Raw genomic sequence first — 17,736 nt, forward strand, 5'->3', positions numbered from 1 at the left:
TTTGGTCGCTAGCGGGGTCGCTAACGTTAGCGACCCCTGCCGCTAGCGCTAGCGGCTCTTCGGGGCCCTGCGCCGGGCCGTCTGTGGGCCGTCCGGCAACGGCCGACGTTGACAGGCGACGACAGTTGTCGACCGTTCTCCCCCTGGTCAGAGGCAGTGCGTTGGGTGTCGCCGCAGGCGCCAACCCCCGGACGTGAGTTGAGGAAGTCCAGAGCTTCGGCGCAGGATGACGACCATGACCAGCAGCGCACGCCCCTTCCTCAATCGCCGGCTCGCCGAGTTCGGGACGACGATCTTCGCCGAGATGTCGGCGCTCGCCGTCGCCACCGGCTCGATCAACCTCGGCCAGGGTTTCCCGGACACCGACGGCCCCGAGGAGATCCGCGAGGCGGCCGTGCGGGCGCTGCGCGACGGCCGCGGCAACCAGTACCCGCCGGGTCCGGGCGTCCCCGAGCTGCGTACGGCCATCGCGGCGCACCAGGAGCGCCGGTACGGACTGTCGTACGACCCCGACCGCGAGGTCCTGGTGACGGCGGGCGCGACGGAGGCCATCGCGGCGACCCTGCTGGCCCTGGTGGAGCCCGGCGACGAGGTGATCGCCCTGGAGCCCTACTACGACTCCTACGCGGCGTGCATCGCGATGGCGGGCGGCACCCGCGTGCCGGTCACACTGCGCCCCCACGACGGCTCGTTCCGCCTGGACCTGGACGAACTTCGGGCGGCGGTGACCCCCCGCACCCGTCTGCTCCTGATCAACACTCCGCACAACCCGACAGGCACCGTCCTGACCCGTGACGAACTGACCGCGATCGCACAGCTCGCCGTGGAACGCGACCTGCTGGTGGTCACCGACGAGGTGTACGAGCACCTGGTCTTCGACGACGCCGGCCATCTGCCGCTGGCCTCCTTCCCCGGGATGCGCGAACGAACGGTCTCTATCGGGAGCGCCGGGAAGACGTTTTCGTTCACCGGATGGAAAGTGGGCTGGGTCACATCGACCCCGGACCTGGTCACGGCCGTACGTTCGGCGAAACAGTTCCTGACGTACGTGGCGTCGGGGCCCTTCCAATACGCCGTGGCCGAGGCCCTGCGCCTGCCCGACTCGTACTTCGCGGACTTCCGCGCGGACATGCTGGCCAAACGGGACCTGCTCGCGGGCGGCCTGGAGCGGGCGGGCTTCAAGGTCTTCCGCCCGGCCGGCACGTACTTCATCACCACCGACATCCGGCCCCTTGGTGAGAGCGACGGTTTCACCTTCTGCCGTGCGCTGCCGGAGCGCTGCGGGGTGGTCGCGATCCCCAACGCGGTCTTCTACGACCACCGTGAGCAGGGCGCACCCTTTGTCCGCTTCGCGTTCTGCAAGCGGACAGGCGTGCTGGAGGAGGCGGCCTCCCGACTCAAGACGCTGGCCGCCTGACAGCCACAGACGTACCAGCATGTGTACCGGCCACACGGCCTGGTTGCTCCGAGCCGCCGCGACCCGCACTCGACTGCTGCCTGGTCGACCGGGACACCGGTGATCGGCAGGCGTATCGCGCGGCCCGGCTGTGGGCGGAACCGCTTCCACCAGCGATCAACCGGCGCCGCCAGGCCCGGTGACAGCGCCCCCGGATCATGCAGGACAGGGGCAGCAAAGAGTCATACCGGCCCCGAAGGATACGAACCCGAGCTGGGCTCTCCGAAGAAGGTGATGTGCGGGCAGTAGCCCTCCTCTGCCAGCCAGGCGCGGGCCCGGCCGCGCTGTCGCTCATCGCAGAACCGGTGGTACCGGCTCCAGGAGCGCTCGTCACCAGCGAGCATGTCCTTGAAGCGCCGGAAGGCGCCCCGCCCACCGAGGTCGATCCGCAGTCTGTCGGCAAGGGCGGCGTCCTCGACCTCTTCGATGAACAGCTCCATGTCCCGGTAACCGGCCCGGGACCCCAGAGCCGGCGCGTACAGCCATCGCTCGGGATCGTCGTCCTCCTCGACCCCGGGCCCAGGCCCCAGCTCATCGGTGAACGCAGGCCAGCACTCCCCGGTGGACAGATCGATCCGGCCACCGGACTCGGTCGGGTCGCCCTCCAGCAGCATGGCGAGCATCTCCAGATCGACCGCGAGCGGGCGCAGGAGGGGGATCGCCGCGTCTCCCGTGGCCGCGCGCAACCGGTCCGCCAGCTCCTCATCGCCCCGGAAGCCGCGCTCCTGGAGCGCGCCGAGAAACAGGGCCGCCATCTCCGCAGCCCCCGGCAGGCCCTGCGCCGCGGCCACCGCCACACCATCGCCGACCAGTTGCAGCACCTCGCGCGCGGGGCCACGGTGCAACGCGGCAAGCAGCGCCACGCCGTCCTGCGCGTGGAGCACGCCACGCAGGGCCCGCAGCCCGTCCTTGTCCCATCCGTCAGCCACGACCCCGACGGTAACGCGCCCCCGAGGACGTACGACGCCGGGACCCATCGGTTTCCCTCCGCCCGGCTCCGTGTCAGTGCCGGCGCACCCGGCGCCTGGGGGCCAGGCGGTGTTGCCCGGTCATCGGCGCCGCTTGCGGCCGCTCTTGCCTGAGGAGCGCCGAGCCTTCCGGACGCGGCCGAGGCGGGCGCCGTGGGTACCCAGTGCCCGGGCCGCCAGCTGCCTGAGCTCGTCCCCGCGACGCCCAGCAGCTCCGCGAGCTCCGGCGGCATGTCCGTGAGCAGCTCGGGACCGGCATCTGAGAGGTCTATGCCGAGGAACACCGGATCGGCCATCCCACGGTCACGCTCGATCGCGCCCAGGTCGTACGACCACGTCCGGCGACGGCGGTGCCGACGGCACGGGCCTGGCCGACGGGTAGTCCCTCGTCAGCGGGCGTCCGCCTCGGGATCCGGGCGCGGGAGTTCGTCGAGGTCGAGGGTGAAGGTGCGGCCGTCGGCCAGGGGGATGGGGAGCTTGCCCGTGCCGTACTTGTGGGTGTGTGCGGCGATGTAACCGGTGGCGGTCGGCTGGGTGTGAAGGACGACTTCCTGGGTGTAAGGGTCTACGACCAGGTAGACGGGGATGCCGTAGCGGCCGTACTTCGCGGTGCAGTCGTCGTAGTCCTTGCGCGCGGAGGAGGTCGAGACGACCTCGGAGATCAGCAGGACGTCCTCGAAGCTGTAGCGCTTGCCTTCCTTGCGTGCGTCCTCGCGCAGGATGGCCAGGTCAGGGGCGGAGTTCTCGTCGGCGGGGAAGTCGATATAGACGTCGGAGGTGACCTTCGCGTGACGGCCGAGAGCGTGAGCGGTGTCGATCTGCATCGACTTGATGGTGCTGGAGTGCTCTTCGCTCTGCGGGGTCATGATCACCTTTCCGTCGGCCCCGAACAGGACCGTGTACCCCTTCGGGAACTCAATGTGCACGATCGCGTCGACGCTCATGGACGGCTCCTTCCCGTGTGCGATCAGGATACGACGGACAATGCCGCGTCACCGAGCCCGTCGGTACGGCCGGCAGACCGGTCCGGACAGGTTGTGCGGCCCGCTCACCGCCGGTGGCGGAGATCCGCAGCGGGGCCTGTCGCACGACATGGGAATAGGTAGGCCAACAAGGCGTCGCCTGGGTCACATCCGCCCCGGACCTGGTCACGGCCGTACGTTCGGCGAAGCAGTTCCTGACGTACGTGGCGTCCGGCCCGTCCCAGTACGCGGTGGCGGAGGCACTGGCGCTCCCGGACACGTACTTCGAGGCGTTCCGCGAGGACATGCGGGTCAAGCCGGACCTGTTGTCCGCAGGGCTCACGGAGGCAGGCTTCAAAGTGTTCCGGCCCTCGGGCACGTACTTCATCACCACCGACATCCGCCCCCTCGGCGAGACGGACGGCTTCGCCTTCTGCCGTGCCCTGCCGGAACGGGCGGGCGTGGTCGCGATCCCTAACGCGGTCTTCTACGACCACCGGGAAGAGGGCGCCCCCTTCGTACGGTTCGCGTTCTGCAAGCGGACATCTGTGCTGGAGGAGGCGGTGACCCGGCTCAAGATGCTCGGGGGTTAGCGGACAGCGGCGTACGGGGGAGGCTGGAGCGATGTCGCGCGGTACGGGTACGTACCCGTACCGCGCCTGGTGAGTGAAGAGGAGCATGCGTCATGCCCGACGCCAACGTCCGTATCCCCGCCGAGCACGAGCAGGCCGAACTGGACGCCGAACTGGACCGAGGTATGAGCGAAGCGGGTGCCGCGTGACCCGTGACGTGCATGTGTTCCTCGACGAGAGCGCGATGGTGGCGCTGGGCGAGGTGACGCCCTGGCCTCCCGACTGATCCATCGCGCTCACGCCGAGCCGGGCTGGTTCCTGTTCCGTACCGGCTCCACCTGGTGGACCAGTGGTGCTCCGGCGGCCCTGCCCTTCAGCCACGACGTGAGAGTCGACTGCGGGATCTCAAGGTGGGAGGCCGTCTCCGTGGGCGTCAGCAGCCCGTCCTGGAACCTGTCGACCATGCCCACCTCCTCTTGACGCTGAGTCTCGCATCGCCGCACATCAAGGCTTCGACCTACGGGCGGACCACATGCCCGGCCACCGGCTCAGCCGGCCGCACGGAGACGGTTCCCGGACCGGCAGTCCCGGCAACGTCCGGGTTCCGCCGCGCGGAACGCCCGGTCGCAACCGTCGCAGTTCTGCATGAGCGCGATCGCCGGACGCACTGAGGCATCTGTGCTTCTGGCCAGTGCGGGCACGGCAAGCGGAGTCTCCTTGAGCCGGTAGGCGAGGATGCCCGCCGGGCGGGTCAGGAAGGTGTCCGGGAGCCGTGCGGTGAGGTGGTCCGTGATGTGTGTGGGCAGGATGCCTGCCGCGAGCCACCGGGTGACCGCAGGGGCAAGGCGGGCGGCTTCCTGGGCGGTCAGGGCAAGGCGGGGGTCGATGCGGCGCAGGGCGGCGAGTACGGCGATGGCCTGCGGGTCGGCCTCGGTGTCGATGTAGGTGTCGGTGTCGGTGTCGGTGTTGGCGAGCGGGATCGGTGTCTCCGGCTCGGCCACGGCTTGTACGGGCACGGCCACCGTTTCCTCCGCAGGCGCAGGCTCGGGCGCAGGTGAGACAGCGGCGGCGGCGGCCTGCCTTCGGGGCCGAGGCGGCTCGGGTGGCTCGGGTGGCTCGGGAGGCCCGTCCGGATCCGGATCCACGCCCGGATCGCTGCCCGGGACGTCGTAGAAGTACGTCCGGGTACGGATCTGGCCGGTGGACAGTCGCTCGCGGCGGCGCTCCAGGTATCCGGCCGCTTCGAGTTCCCTGAGTGCCCGTGAGATGAGGATCTCGCCCTCGCTGAAGTGCGCGCACAGGGTGGTGATGGTCACGGAGGAGCGGTCGGGCAGGGAGGCGATGTACGCCGCGACACCGACCGTGACCGCGCTGCCGCGTCGCTGGGCGAGGGCGTTGGAGATCACCGTGAAGTCGGCCGTGAGGCGGGTACGGACATGGATCACGCCGGAGGTCGGTGCTCCGGCGTCGGCGCGCAGGCGCGCGTTAGACTGCGAGTTAGCCATTGGGAAGGTGTTCGCTTCCTGGTTGGTCAGGCCCTCGTTCGGGACGGGAATCCCGGCGGGGGCCGTTTCTGTTTTCGGTTGTCGCGGCGAACGTAACCGCCCGCATCCCGCCCCCGCAAGCCGGTCACTCGTACGGGTGACGCGGGCCTCGCGGCCGGGGAGGGAGGGTGGGTGGGTAGTTCTTTCCCCAGTATTTTTCCCCGGTTCTTTGGGGAGGCCAGTGGCCCACCGGACCCTCGCGGACAAGGGCCCGGTGAGCCCGTACGACGGACGGCGACCGGGGCCCGGCGGCCTCAGAGGCGGTGGCGGCCGGCCTTCAACTCACCTATGAACGTTGCCCAGGAGGCGTCCAGGCGATCGTCTCCCGCCTGATTGCTGTGGGCGCCTCGGCGGCCCGTGGGCAAGACGGTTTGGGCGGAGTGCGCTATTGAGGCACATGGCATCGGTTGATCGGTCAGCCCGGAAACGGCGAGAGCCCGGCCTCCCCGGCCGGGCTCCTCCATGCACAGGCGTCAAGGCGTAGAGACAGGACTACTCCGCGTCGTCCTCGGGCTTCTCGTCGGCGTCCTCGGCGTCCGGCTCCAGGCCGAGCTGCTCGACGAGCCACTTGTCGAACTCGATCGCGGCCCGCACCCAGCTCACCGTCGAGGACACGAAGTGCTCCAGGCTGACGCCCGTCCCGATCAGCATCTGCGCCTCGCCGATCAGGCGAACGGTGCCGTCGTCGTGCGTGTGGCTGTACACCTTGGGCCACAGGGTCCGCCGGTTCCAGTCGTCGATCGACTCGAGCAGCGCGGGCTTCCCCTCGATCGGGTGGGGCCGGTCGTAGAACGTCCGCACCGAGAAGACCTGCTGGTCGCCCTCACCACGGAACATGAAGTACGTACGGAACTGCTCCCACGGCGCGGCGAGGTCACCCTCGTCGTCGATGACGTACTTCAGCTCCATCTGTTCCAGGAGCTGCTTCACAAGGTCCTGATCCGGGACTACGGGGCCTGCCGGGCCTTGCTGCGGCTCGGACTGGCCCCCGAAGTTAGGGATCGAGGACGGGTCGATGGTCATACGTGAACACTCCTGCAGTCGTCTGGCTCGTCCGGCCATCGCTGAGACCAGACGTACGCTCCCCACCCTCTCTTGCTTCGCCCCCGACCGGCAACAGTCGCCCTCCCGCACCGGCCGGGAGCGTCCGAAAACAGCGTGCCGCAGCCAGCGACTACAGCGTCTTGCCCGTGGCCGACCCCGTCGTCGGACCCGCCGTCGGTCCCTTCGCCGGTCCAGCCGCCGGTCCAGCCGCCGGTCCAGCCGCCGGACCCACGATCAGGCCCTCCCCGAACGCGTCCACCCGTACCGTGTCGCCGTCCTTCACCTCGCCCGCCAGGATCTCCTTGGCGAGGCGGTCGCCGATCGCCGTCTGGATGAGGCGGCGGAGGGGGCGGGCGCCGTACGCCGGGTCGTTGCCCTCCTCTGCGAGCCAGGCCAGGGCGGCCGGGGTGACGTCCAGCGTCAGGCGGCGCTCGGCCAGTCGCTTGGCGAGGCGGCCGATCTGGAGGCCCGCGATGCGCTCCAGTTCCTGCCCGTTCAGGGCGGAGAAGACGACCATGTCGTCCAGGCGGTTGAGGAACTCCGGCTTGAAGGAGGCCCGGACCACCTCCAGCACCTGCTGCTTCCTCACCTCCGCCGACGTCGGCGGCTCGGCCAGGCTGTGCCCACTCAGGAACTGGCTGCCGAGGTTCGACGTCAGGATCAGGATCGCGTTGCGGAAGTCGACGGTGCGGCCCTGGCCGTCCGTGAGGCGGCCGTCGTCCAGAACCTGGAGGAGGACGTCGAAGACCTCCGGGTGGGCCTTCTCCACCTCGTCCAGGAGCACCACGCTGTACGGGCGGCGCCGCACCGCTTCCGTCAGCTGGCCGCCCTCCTCGTAGCCGATGTAGCCGGGCGGGGCGCCGACGAGGCGGGCGACGCTGTGCTTCTCGCCGTACTCCGACATGTCGATGCGGACCATCGCCCGCTCGTCGTCGAAGAGGAAGTCGGCCAGCGCCTTCGCGAGTTCCGTCTTGCCGACGCCCGTCGGGCCGAGGAAGAGGAAGGAGCCGGTCGGACGGTCCGGGTCCGCGATGCCCGCGCGTGTACGTCGTACCGCGTCCGACACCGCCTGGACCGCCTCGGACTGGCCGATCAGGCGACGGCCCAACTCCTCTTCCATACGCAGGAGTTTCTGGGTCTCGCCCTCCAGGAGACGGCCGGCCGGGATACCGGTCCAGGCGCCGACCACGTCCGCGATGTCGTCGGGGCCGACCTCCTCCTTGACCATTTTGTCCCTGGAGGCCTCCACCTCGGCCTCGGAGGCCTCCTCCAAGTCCCTTTCCAGGGTGGGGATCTCGCCGTAGAGGAGTTTGGAGGCGGAGTCGAAGTCGCCGTCGCGCTGGGCCCGTTCGGCCTGGCCGCGGAGCTCGTCGAGCTTCTCCTTCAGCTCGCCGACCCGGTTGAGGGACTGCTTCTCCTTCTCCCAACGGGCCGTCAGGCCGCGCAACTCCTCCTCCTTGTCGGCGAGATCGCGGCGCAGCCGCTCCAGACGCTCGCGCGAGGCCGGGTCGGTCTCCTTCTCCAGCGCGAGTTCCTCCATCTTCAACCGGTCGACCACGCGCTGGAGTTCGTCGATCTCGACGGGGGAACTGTCGATTTCCATCCGCAGCCTCGACGCCGCCTCGTCGACCAGGTCGATCGCCTTGTCGGGGAGGAAGCGGGAGGTGATGTAGCGGTCGGAGAGGGTCGCCGCCGCGACCAGCGCGCTGTCGGCGATGACGACCTTGTGGTGGGCCTCGTACCGCCCCTTGAGGCCGCGCAGGATCGCGATCGTGTCCTCGACCGAGGGTTCCGCGACCAGGACCTGCTGGAAGCGGCGCTCCAGGGCGGGGTCCTTCTCGATCCGCTCGCGGTACTCGTCGAGCGTCGTCGCGCCGACCATGCGCAGTTCACCACGCGCCAGCATCGGCTTCAGCATGTTGCCGGCGTCCATCGAGGAGTCGCCGCCGGCGCCCGCGCCGACGACCGTGTGCAGTTCGTCGATGAAGGTGATGATCTGGCCGTCGGAGCCCTTGATCTCCGCCAGGACCGTCTTCAGGCGCTCCTCGAACTCACCCCGGTACTTCGCCCCGGCGACCATCGCGCCGAGGTCCAGGGAGACGAGGCGCTTGTTCTTGAGCGACTCCGGTACGTCGCCCTTGACGATGCGCTGGGCGAGGCCCTCGACGACGGCCGTCTTGCCCACGCCCGGTTCGCCGATGAGGACCGGGTTGTTCTTCGTACGGCGGGACAAAACCTGGACGACCCGGCGGATCTCCTGGTCACGGCCGATGACCGGGTCGAGCTTGCCCTCCCGGGCCGCGGCCGTGAAATCCGTACCGAACTTCTCCAGGGCCTTGTACTGACCCTCGGGGTCGGCTGTGGTCACGCGACGCCCTCCCCTGCTCTTCTGGAACGCGTCCAGCAGCTTCTTCGCACCGGCGCCCTGCTGGGAGAGTACGTCCCCGGCGGGGCCGCCCTTCGCGGCGATGCCGATGAGGAGATGCTCGGTGGAGAGGTACTCGTCGCCGAGCTCCTTCGCCCGTTCGGCCGCATCGGCGATGACCGAAAGAAGTTCCCGGCTGGGCTGCGGGGGCGCGACGGTCGAGCCGGTCACGCTGGGCAGGTTCGCGAGGACGCGCTCGGCGCCCGAGCGTACGGCCGCCTGGTCGGCCTCGACCGCGACCAGCAGGTCGACGAGGTTCTCGTTGTCCTCCCCCGCGAGCAGCGCCAGCAGCAGGTGCGCGGGAGTCAGGTCCGGGTGCCCCCCGGACACGGCCCTGCCGGTGGCCGCGTTGATCGCGTCCCGGCTCCTGTTGGTCAGTTCGGCGTCCACAGTCGCTGTCTCCCTTTCCTGTCCCGGTCGTTACTGACACGGCCAGCGTACACAAAGTTGAGTCTATTCCACTCAAGGTGGGAGTGGGGCGGCTGGGCAGACCAAAAACCGCCCATCCTCAATGACGGATGGGCGGTGCGAGCGCAGGCGGCGGACGGCTACTTTCAGCCAAGCGAGCAAGTGCGGTACTCATGACGGAGGGCATGCGGGATGCACCCGAACTCTGACATTTCACCGGAAACAGCAGCGGCGTCACCGTGTTCAGGTCACGGTGACGCCGCTACTGGGGGGAAGCACCTGAGCGATCTACTGCGACGGGGGAATCGCGTCAGGCACTGCGGGGGGTGGCTGAGATGGTCTGCACGTCCTGGAAATCGGCGATGTCCGGGATGTCAGGGTGGTCCAGGCGGTGGTCGCGCTGGTCCAGGTTCACAAAGATCATTCCGTACCGAATCGCACACCGTACTGGCTGCGGCGCCCCCCGAGGCCGCCGCAGACACCGGTATGCCTTCACATCCTCTTCGTCGTCCCGCGTCACGACGACCGGCTCTCCGAACACGGTCACCATCAACGAGTCACCGCTGTGGGGGACGGCGGTGACCAGATCGATGAAGTGCCAGCCGGAGCGGTAGGCGGTGGCCATTTCGCGACGGAAGGAACGGTCGTCGGGGGGAGTGGTCATGTCAGCTCCACGCACTGTCATCCGTGGTGGCGACGGCGCTAGTGTCGTCACCGGACGCGACGGTGGCGGTTGACCGTGACCAGGCACTGTCCGCTCGAATGTCACCCTTCTCGACAGAGAGGCCACTCAGTGCCCCAAAGGCCACAACGGCGGAGAAGGCGGCGACAAGCACCGAGCGAAGCATTCTCTTACCCATAGTCGGCTTCGTCCTCACTTGAAGGTCCCTCTTCCCCCGTCGGATACGACGATGGCTCATTCGGGCACATCATGGCCACACAATCGATGCATCATGTTCCTGCATGTTCAGGACCCTGGGGGGTGGAGATTTCGGAATGAATCGGACTAAAGCGACACATCCCCATTCGGTGACGGAGCTGTGCGCCGATGGTAGTCGTCTCTATGCGAATGCGCTTCGCATGGGACGCGTCTCCCGCGCGGACGTGGAGTCAGCCCCGTGTCTGATGGAGTTCACTCTGCTTCACCCCGACCCGGACGACGCGACCTGGCTGCGTCCCGTGCCTCCATCGGTCGCTCTGGCCCAGCGTCTCAATCCCCTTGAGCACGAGATCACCGAGCGCAGGCGTCTGTCGATCGAGCTGGCCGACTCCTTCGAACCGTTCATGGCTCTCAGCGCCCAGGTGACGGCGTCCACGCACTCGATCACGGTGTTGGAAGGGCTCGACCGCATCAACACCGCACTCGACCTGGCCACCGCCCAGTGCCAGAACGAGATGGTCACGGTGCAGCCGAGCCACCGCCACCCCGAGGGCAGACTCATCGCCGCCCTGGACCGCGACCGGCCGCTGATCGAGCGAGGGGTACGGATCCGGACGCTCTACCAGCACACGGCCCGCTACAGCCCCGAGCGGCTGGCCTGGGTGGACCAGTTCACGGACGGCAAGGCCGAGTACCGCACCATCGACGAACTCGTCGAGCGTCTCATCATCTGCGACGAGACCGTGGCTTTCATCCCCATCAGCGACGACCGTCAGGTGGCCCTGGAGCTTCGCCACCCCGGCCTCGTCCGCTACCTGGTCAAGGTCTTCGAGTTCATGTGGGGCCGCGCCGTCCCGCTGAGCGCGGGCGCCCCCTACGAAACCGCGCCCGACGGCCTCACCGACATCCAGCACTCCATCGCCAAGCTCCTCGTCGAAGGCCACGTCGACGAGGCCATCGCCCGCCGCCTCGGAATGAACGTACGCACCTGCCGCACCCACATCGCCAAGCTGGCCACCGCCCTGGGCAGCGGCAGCCGTGCGCAGCTCGGATTCCTGATCGCGCAGTCGGGAATCCTGGACCAGGAACACTGAGGGCAAGTGAAGGCAGAAAAGTCACCGGTGAACGTGGGGCACCCGCACGGGGCCGAGGAACTGTGCGAGGCAGGCATGAGCCTGTACGTCCGCGCGCTGCGCGAGGGCCGCGTGCCGGACGACGAGGCCGGCGATGCTCCCTGCCTGATCGACTTCGGGCTGCTTCGGCCCGACCTCGAAGACCCGCGCCAACTGCGTCCGCTGGCCCCCGCAGTGGCCCTCTCCCGGCTGCTGCACGAGAGTGCGGAGGACACGGCAAGGAAGCGGCAGCAAGAGTCGCTACTGGCCGAAGCGTTCGAGCCGCTCATGCACATCGATGTCCCGGACATCGCGGCCGATACACCCATGATCAGCGTCCTCAGCGGCTTTGACCGGATCAACCTGGCCATCTCCCGAGCCTTGGCTGACGCCTCGAGCGAAATTCTCACGATCCAGCCCTACGCGGGCCGCCCCACCACGACCCTGGCCATCCTGGCACGCGACCAGGCCGTCCTCGACCGGGGCGCCCGCATCCGCGCCCTCTACCAGCACACGGTCCGCCACTCTCCCGCCGTCCGCGCCCGCTACGAACAGCTGAGGGGCGATGTCGAGGCCCGCTCTCTGGACGAGGTCACCGACCGCCTCATCGTCATCGACCGGACCGTCGCCTTCATTCCCGCCAGCAAGGACCGTTCTCTCGCTCTGGAGATCTGCCACCCGGTCCTCGTGCACTACTTCGTCACGACCTTCGAGCGCCTGTGGCACCTGGCCACCCCGATGTACCCCCAGGCCCTTCAGCCCCCGTCCCTCAACGGCGTCACCCCCCGCCAACGAGCCATCGCCGCCCTCCTCGTCGAAGGCCACACCGACGCCGTCATCGCCACCCGCCTCGGCATGAACGTCCGTACCGCCCGCGTCCACATCGCCAAACTCGCCACCACCCTCGGCAGCGACAGCCGCGCCCAACTCGGCTACCTCATCGCGGAGTCAGGACTCCTCAAACAGGCTCCCACGCAGAGTCTCAGCCAGAATGGTGCTGCCGAGTGACCCCGAACTCTCCGCCACCCCACCCGAAGCACAGCGAGGACGAGCTGTGCTCAGCAGGAGCGGAACTGTACGAACGTGCTCTGCGATCGGGCCACGTACGGGGTACGGACGCCGCCGCGACACCCTGTCTGGTCGATTTCGGTCTGCTGCAACCGACCGTCGACGACCTGGACAGGCTCGAGCCCACCTCCCCGGTCGTCGCACTGCATCAACTCCTGCGCGGTGTAGCGGACCGCATCGCCGACGAGCGGCGTCGCGAGGCGCAGTTGACCTCGGTGTTCGAGCCCTTCATGCGCATCGGCGATGCCAGTACGTCGACGGACATACCAACGATTCGCGTCCTCCACGGGGTGGAGCGGATCAACTCAGCCATCACCCTGGCTCTGGCGGACGCCTCCAGTGAACTCCTCACTATCCAGCCGCGCACCGCTCATACCGGTCACCACCCCGAACGCCATGCCGCCGCACTGGGCCGCGACCAGGCCCTACTTGACCGAGGCGGTCGCATTCGCACCCTCTACCAGCACACGCTCCGCCACGCACCCACCGTCATCGCCCGCTACGAACAGCTGGACGGCGATGCCGAAGCCCGCACACTCGACGAGATCACCGACCGACTGATCATCGTCGACAGAGCGGTCGCCTTCATCCCCGACCGGACCAACCAAGACGTCAATGCCGCCCTTGAGGTCCGTAACCCGGCCCTGGTCGCTTACTTGGTCACCGTCTTCCAGCGCCTCTGGCAACTGGCCGTCCCCATGTACCCACAAGCCCTCCAACTCCCGTCCCTCAACGGCGTCACCCCCCGCATGCGGGCCATCGCCGCCCTCCTCGTCGAGGGCCACACCGACGCCGTCATCGCCACCCGCCTCGGCATGAACATCCGAACCGCCCGCGTCCACATCGCCAAACTCGCCACCACCCTCGGCAGCGACAGCCGCGCCCAACTCGGCTACCTCATAGGGCAGTCGGGGATTCTTGAGCAGGAGCAGCAGCCTCAGGGCGGGCAGGCGGAGCCGTTGGCGCCGGAAGGCTGATCGCCGCGCCGCCGCCCGGTGCGGTGACGGCCGGGAGGCCGTCCAGGCCCGCCTGGGCGATCCGTACCCCCAGCTGTGTCCGGCTCGCCGCCCCCAGCGTCTCCGAGAGGCGGGCGATGTGTGCCCGGCAGGTGCGGACGCTGATGCCCAGGCGTTCCGCGACCACCGCGTCCTGGTGGCCCTCCGCGAGCAGGGTGGCGATGGACCGCTCCCGGTGCGAGATGCCCTCGATGCCCGTGTCGGGGAGCGAGGCCGTCAGCGGGACGGCCAGACGCCACAGGCGGTCGAAGACCGTGCCGAGGTAGCTCACCAGCGCCGGGTGGCGGATCTCCAGCGCTACCGTCCGCTCCGCGTTCGCCGGGATGAAGGCCACCGTGCGGTCGAAAAGGATCAGCCGCTCGACCACCTCGTCGAGGGTGCGCGCCTCGGCGGCTCCGCCCACCAGGTCGAGGTAGTTGAGCAGTCCCTGACCGTGCCGGGCCACATGGTTGTACAGGCCGCGCATCCGCACCCCGCGCCCGCGCAGTTCGAGCGCCCGGTGCAGGCCCTCGGAGAGTTCGTACTCGCGGCGGATACCGCCGGGCTGGACGGTGAGCACCTCGGTCGTGCACGCCTGGGTGGCCTCGTCCATCGCGGTCTGGATACGGGCGAGACCGTCCAGGACACGCAGGGCCGTGCCCTCGCCGAAGCCGAACCCGAAACCGGGGCCGCCGCCGGAACCCGCACCAGTACCGGAACCGGAACTGGCGTACTGCCGCTCCTCGCCGAGGGCGTTGTACCGCTCGAAGGCCGCGACCGCCGAGCCCACCCGGCCCTGGCTCGCGCTGACCTCCTCGTAGACGCCGCGCAGCAGCCGGGTCATGACCTCCTGCGGGGAGGTCGGCACCAGCCAGGCCATGTCGTCGGGGTCGGGGTGCAGCAGGGCGAGTTCGAGCAGGCACGGCGCCGTCTCGGCGTCCCGGCGCGGCACACGGCCCCGCCGTACGGCCCGGGAATACACACGATCCCCGGCCTCGCACAGTCGGTCAGCACCGTGTGGATGCTCGTCCGTCCCGTGCCCGGCCATCGCCCCATCCCACTACTGGTTCCAGCACTTTGCAGCGCAACTATGCGCGGCCCGGACGTGGTCCGCAACACTGCCAGGTCCGCCACGCGCCCCCAATCCCCTTACTATGTCCGACTTTCGCCCCTCCTCCGCCCGTGTCCCTGCAACAAGCTGACGGTGGTGGGACGTTGCTCGTGAGGGCATTGTGGAAATCGCTTCCCAAGGGCGTAACGGGGCCGCCGCGAGGCGGGAACGGGGGAACGCCCGAAGCGGCCCCGGCAGGATGTCCCCCATCCGGCCGGGGCCTCATGTTTCCTGACCAGAAACGTCAAAAACGAGGAAAGAATTGCCATGCCCATGACATTCGACCTCATACCGACGACCGGATGATCACAACCTCCTGCAGGCAATAGGGGGTCAAAGTTCAGAAAATGACCACTAGATCATAAAATGATCTTCGCGTGATGATCGCCGCGTGATCCGGTACTCACAACATTTTCCGCCTACACCAGTGCTCTTCGTACGCAAGAGAGCTGACATGCGCACTACACCTAAGGGGATTCCATACACCGCAGAGCCAACGCCACTCTCGTCGCCCTTGCCATCGCAGCAGGATCTGTCATGTTCAGTGCGCCGATCGCCTCGGCCGTCACCTACTGTGACAGCTCTGGCTACACCAACACCAGCCAGCCCATGGAGCGGTGCACCTCGCTGTCCAACGGCATTCTGGCCATCCACCAGGCTTCGAACGGCGTCGTCGGCGTCGAGTACACGAAGTCGGGTGGATCTACCATCTCCGCCAAGCTTGGTTACTCGCGCTCGGGGACCAACCACTACGCCAGCGCCGTCTCCATCGCTGTGGGCCAGACGAAGAGGTCGACGTGGTCGCTGGGGGAGAGCGCCTACTGCTCAAGCATAATCGGCCTGCTCAGCTACAGCGGCGGCACGTACCAGACGCCGGCCTCGCACTGCTGAACCAGAACCCCACAGGCCCCGTCTACCAAGGCGGGGCCGTCCCTTTCCCGGTCCCGCTCTCCTCGACATGACCACGCAAGGAACCGAGCCGTGTTCTCCGCCATCTTTCAACACCATGTCGGCTATCTGGCCGTGTGCACACTGATCGGCCTCGTTCTCGGCGGCGCCGCATGGACACTCGCCCGCAAGCGGGGGAACCCTCACGGGGCATGGTGGTCCGGGCTCGCCTTCACTCTCACCGGCGTTCTCGGCGTCACTTTCATGGGCGGCGGCTCGGCCAGCGGCGTATGCGTCCTCAACCATCAGTTCGCCGAGCCCTTCCACACCACTCAAGGGTTGTGGAACCTCGCCATGATGGTGCCCGTCGGCGCCTGCGCACTCCTGGCTATCCGCCGCCCGCTGCCTGTCCTGGTCGGTGTCATCGCACTGCCCCCGGCCATCGAATTCACTCAGGCCACCGTCAACGGCCTGGGGCGCGTGTGTGACAGCGCGGACGCCGAGATGAACATCATCGGCGGGTTGATCGGGCTCACCGTTGTCGCGGTTGTGCTCGCAATCCGCCACTCGCTCGCCTGGCAGGCGGGTGTCAAGGGCGCTCTGATCACTTTCGCGGCACTGGTCCTCCTGGGCTCGGGAGTGGCGCGTCCGATGCTCGCCTTCACGAACGTGGACGGCAGCAGCCTCACCGACGCAAGTTCCGGCCAGAAGAAGGCCGTTGAGGCCGCCGTCAAGGAAGCGTTCGGCGATCGATACAAAATCGGCAAGCAGTACGAGCAGCCGTGCGGTGACTCCCCATGCACCAACATCATCTTCAACCTGCTCAGCCAGGAAGAGGGACACTCCGCAGACTTCGGTACCGGCAGCCTCTCCTGGCCGGACACGAAGCACCTGAACGTACAGCTGGAGAACAGCGACCGGCCCACTGTCATGGGATACCCGGTGGGAGACGCGAAAGCCCCGTCTACCGATATAGCAGCCTCTCGAATCGCGAGGTCGTACGCCCAGCGACAGTATCCGTGGGCGATGGGTGCGACCATGAGCGAAACGTCCCCTGTGGGCGCAAAGGCCGAACTTGGCTGGATCACGAACTGGAGATGGACTCACAACGACGTTCTGATGCCCAGGATGCTGGACGTCCAGATAGACAGGGCCGGGCGTGTATCTCAGATTGACGTCACCCTTGGTCCGACCCGGGCCAAGCTTCCCGAAGCCAAGCTTGACGCCGGGCAGGCCGAAAAGGCAGTAAACAAGGCGGTAGCGGCACAACTCCAAGCCAATGGAAACGCTGGCGCAGAATTCCATACCAAAGCAGTTACTGTAAAAGCGGTCGAGCAAGACGGTAGCTGGCAGCCGAACTGGCTTGTGAACGTGACTTGGCCCAGCAACGGAGAGAGCGATGATTCGCAGGAGCAAGCGGCGGTTGAGATGTACCGCGTGAACGCCGTGACTGGGCAGGTATACGACGCAGCCGGGCAGCCCCTCAAAGCCAACTGACGCCCACCATCAGTTCAGGATCACCGCCGCAGGACCGGCACCGGGAGTCCCCGGCGCCGTCTTCTTCGCCGCCTCGCAGGGACCGCCGGACGAAGGATGGCAGTATCTGGGGCTCGGCGTGGGGATGCTGACGGCTCCGGCTCCGTCAGCCGCATACACCTCCGCGCTTCTCCTCCTGCTGCGCTCCTCGCGGGGAGAGCGGACCGAGAGACTACTCACCCTGCGAGGTCCCCACCGGCGGAGATGAAGCGAGCGGGTACGGCATCTCGGCGTCCGTCACTGTGGGCAGCGTCGCGCGCACGCTGTAGGGCTGCGCGTAGAACGACGGCTTCCGGACAGTCACGTCCCAGAGTGCGGCATTCCTTCGCGCACTTCCGTACGTGTTTGGCCCACGCGAGCCATTCCGTCGCGTCCGGCAAGTGGATCGGAGTCACTTCGTCCCGGGGGTCCTTGGTCATGCTCGGTGCCTTCCAGGTAGCCGGTCGACGTACGGCCGTGCCGGGTCGCATGGGTCCCCAAAGGGCGCCATCCGTTCGACGGCCCGTTGTACGGGGTGTGGCACCTGCCATCCGTCCCCGTCGCCCCAGCGCTCCCACTCCTCCGCGAGGAGCGGTAGTGGGTCCGGCCCGAACATGCAGGCTTGCGCTCTGTCCGACCATCGGCGCCAGCGAGCGTCACGGGGGTTGGGCAGGCGCATCACATACGGGTCGGGGCGCCTGGGCGCCTGGGTGACGTCGAGCGTCCGGCGCGCGTGTCTGTCTCCCTCGCGCGAGGGGCGCGGGAGTAGCAGTAGGAATCGCAGCAAG

14 protein-coding genes and 2 pseudogenes are annotated in these 17,736 nt (G+C 68.0%); 7 read left to right on the top strand and 9 right to left on the bottom strand.

Annotation, left to right across the window (positions count from 1 at the left end; translation table 11 throughout):
• The first annotated feature begins 226 nt into the window (after positions 1-226).
• On the top strand, positions 227-1,417 hold the full coding sequence (locus G3I71_RS04975; RefSeq protein WP_164312668.1) for a pyridoxal phosphate-dependent aminotransferase: 1,191 nt from the start codon (positions 227-229) through the stop codon (positions 1,415-1,417).
• 221 nt (positions 1,418-1,638) lie between these two features.
• Here G3I71_RS04975 and G3I71_RS04980 read toward each other — a convergent pair whose 3' ends face one another.
• Both G3I71_RS04980 and G3I71_RS04985 read right to left on the bottom strand, forming a co-directional pair.
• On the bottom strand, positions 1,639-2,385 hold the full coding sequence (locus tag G3I71_RS04980) for a UPF0158 family protein (protein WP_343242851.1): 747 nt from the start codon (positions 2,383-2,385) through the stop codon (positions 1,639-1,641).
• Between the two features lie 428 nt (positions 2,386-2,813).
• Complete coding sequence (locus tag G3I71_RS04985) at positions 2,814-3,368, bottom strand: Uma2 family endonuclease (RefSeq protein ID WP_164312669.1); 555 nt, start codon at positions 3,366-3,368, stop codon at positions 2,814-2,816.
• A gap of 179 nt (positions 3,369-3,547) precedes the next feature.
• Here G3I71_RS04985 and G3I71_RS04990 point away from each other — a divergent pair.
• Positions 3,548-3,979: pseudogene (locus tag G3I71_RS04990) on the top strand (aminotransferase class I/II-fold pyridoxal phosphate-dependent enzyme); the annotation flags it as partial.
• A gap of 275 nt (positions 3,980-4,254) precedes the next feature.
• On the opposite strand, the gene G3I71_RS04995 reads toward G3I71_RS04990, so the two are convergent.
• The 5 genes and pseudogenes from G3I71_RS04995 to G3I71_RS05015 all read right to left on the bottom strand — a co-directional run bounded on the left by G3I71_RS04995 (position 4,255) and on the right by G3I71_RS05015 (position 10,043).
• Entirely contained in the window at positions 4,255-4,422 is a 168-nt protein-coding gene (locus G3I71_RS04995) for a hypothetical protein (RefSeq protein ID WP_239148925.1), read from the bottom strand.
• A gap of 84 nt (positions 4,423-4,506) precedes the next feature.
• Positions 4,507-5,463, bottom strand: coding sequence for a hypothetical protein (locus tag G3I71_RS05000; protein ID WP_203729301.1), 957 nt, complete (start codon positions 5,461-5,463; stop codon positions 4,507-4,509).
• Positions 5,464-5,994: 531 nt separating this feature from the next.
• Positions 5,995-6,525, bottom strand: a complete 531-nt coding sequence (locus G3I71_RS05005) for a YbjN domain-containing protein (protein ID WP_164312670.1) — start codon at positions 6,523-6,525, stop codon at positions 5,995-5,997.
• A gap of 241 nt (positions 6,526-6,766) precedes the next feature.
• Positions 6,767-9,361, bottom strand: a pseudogene (gene clpB, locus G3I71_RS05010) (ATP-dependent chaperone ClpB); the annotation flags it as partial.
• A 328-nt stretch (positions 9,362-9,689) separates the two neighbouring features.
• Positions 9,690-10,043 (bottom strand): hypothetical protein, encoded by a 354-nt coding sequence (locus G3I71_RS05015; RefSeq protein WP_164312671.1) that lies wholly within the window; start codon positions 10,041-10,043, stop codon positions 9,690-9,692.
• A gap of 332 nt (positions 10,044-10,375) precedes the next feature.
• Here G3I71_RS05015 and G3I71_RS05020 point away from each other — a divergent pair, with 332 nt between their 5' ends.
• The 3 genes from G3I71_RS05020 to G3I71_RS05030 are packed head-to-tail and all read left to right on the top strand — an operon-like array spanning position 10,376 to position 13,416.
• Positions 10,376-11,353, top strand: a complete 978-nt coding sequence (locus G3I71_RS05020; protein ID WP_164312672.1) for a helix-turn-helix transcriptional regulator — start codon at positions 10,376-10,378, stop codon at positions 11,351-11,353.
• 27 nt (positions 11,354-11,380) lie between these two features.
• Positions 11,381-12,379 (top strand): helix-turn-helix transcriptional regulator, encoded by a 999-nt coding sequence (locus G3I71_RS05025; RefSeq protein WP_164312721.1) that lies wholly within the window; start codon positions 11,381-11,383, stop codon positions 12,377-12,379.
• The gene (locus G3I71_RS05030; RefSeq protein ID WP_164312673.1) at positions 12,376-13,416 is read left to right on the top strand and encodes a helix-turn-helix transcriptional regulator; all 1,041 of its coding nucleotides are present in this window, start codon (positions 12,376-12,378) and stop codon (positions 13,414-13,416) included. The genes G3I71_RS05025 and G3I71_RS05030 overlap by 4 nt, the downstream gene beginning before the upstream one ends.
• On the opposite strand, the gene G3I71_RS05035 is transcribed toward G3I71_RS05030, so the two are convergent.
• Positions 13,337-14,482, bottom strand: a complete 1,146-nt coding sequence (locus G3I71_RS05035) for a helix-turn-helix transcriptional regulator (RefSeq protein WP_164312674.1) — start codon at positions 14,480-14,482, stop codon at positions 13,337-13,339. The two genes, G3I71_RS05030 and G3I71_RS05035, sit on opposite strands and share 80 nt — an antisense overlap.
• Before the next feature lie 600 nt (positions 14,483-15,082).
• Between G3I71_RS05035 and G3I71_RS50190 the strand changes: the two genes are divergently transcribed.
• Positions 15,083-15,436, top strand: coding sequence for a hypothetical protein (locus tag G3I71_RS50190; protein WP_203729303.1), 354 nt, complete (start codon positions 15,083-15,085; stop codon positions 15,434-15,436).
• 90 nt (positions 15,437-15,526) lie between these two features.
• Positions 15,527-16,930, top strand: a complete 1,404-nt coding sequence (locus G3I71_RS05045) for a VanZ family protein (RefSeq protein ID WP_164312675.1) — start codon at positions 15,527-15,529, stop codon at positions 16,928-16,930.
• A gap of 211 nt (positions 16,931-17,141) precedes the next feature.
• On the opposite strand, the gene G3I71_RS52220 is transcribed toward G3I71_RS05045, so the two are convergent.
• Positions 17,142-17,273, bottom strand: a complete 132-nt coding sequence (locus G3I71_RS52220) for a hypothetical protein (protein WP_275409161.1) — start codon at positions 17,271-17,273, stop codon at positions 17,142-17,144.
• Between the last annotated feature and the right edge of the window lie 463 nt (positions 17,274-17,736).

The sequence above is a fragment of the Streptomyces sp. SID12501 genome (assembly GCF_010550245.1).
GTDB lineage: Bacteria > Actinomycetota > Actinomycetes > Streptomycetales > Streptomycetaceae > Streptomyces.